Genomic DNA, 788 nt, shown 5'->3' on the forward strand with positions numbered 1-788 from the left:
GGGACTGTCAGGATTTCCGTGTACGGGCGGGCATAATGGGTAAAAAGGAATCCCACTATGTCCCGACGCAAAGAGCCTGCGATACCGAACGAGCTTCTCGACCAGCTATTGGCGGGTGGTGCTGCCAGCGCGGCATTTGAGCAGGGTGGTCTGCTCGATTCTCTGAAGAAGGCGCTGACCGAACGCGCCTTGAACGCGGAGATGGATCACCACCTGGCCGGCTATGACGGTGCCGGCAACACGCGCAATGGTTACGGCCGGAAGACCGTGATGACCGAGACCGGCAAGCTGGCAATCGACGTCCCGCGCGACCGTCAGTCGAGCTTCGACCCGCAGTTGATCGTCAAGTATCAGCGCCGCTTTCCCGGGTTCGATGACAAGATCGTATCGATGTACGCGCGCGGTATGAGCACCCGGGAGATCGCCGGGCATCTACACGATCTGTATGGGATCGACGTGTCGCCCGACCTGATCTCAACGGTGACGGATGCGGTGCTCGACGAAGTCGCCACATGGCAGCAGCGACCACTCGATCCGGTTTATCCGCTGGTCTTTTTCGACGCGATCCGGGTCAAGATCCGCGACGAGGGGATGGTCCGCAACAAGGCGATACACATCGCGCTGGGCGTGCGCGCCGATGGTGCAAAGGAGGTGCTCGGCCTGTGGCTCGAGCAGAATGAAGGCGCCAAGTTCTGGCTGCGGGTAATGAACGAACTCCGCAACCGCGGCACGGAAGATATCCTGCTTGCCGTCGTCGATGGGCTCAAGGGCTTTCCTGAAGCGATCAC

At 60.7% G+C, this 788-nt stretch carries 1 protein-coding gene; it reads left to right on the forward strand.

The features are described 5' to 3' along the window. Positions 1–57: 57 nt before the first annotated feature. The coding region (locus tag JQK88_RS35500) for an IS256 family transposase (protein ID WP_203281239.1) at positions 58–788 on the forward strand (731 nt) is incomplete at its 3' end.

The organism is Mesorhizobium caraganae (assembly GCF_016836705.1).
Lineage (GTDB): Bacteria > Pseudomonadota > Alphaproteobacteria > Rhizobiales > Rhizobiaceae > Mesorhizobium > Mesorhizobium caraganae.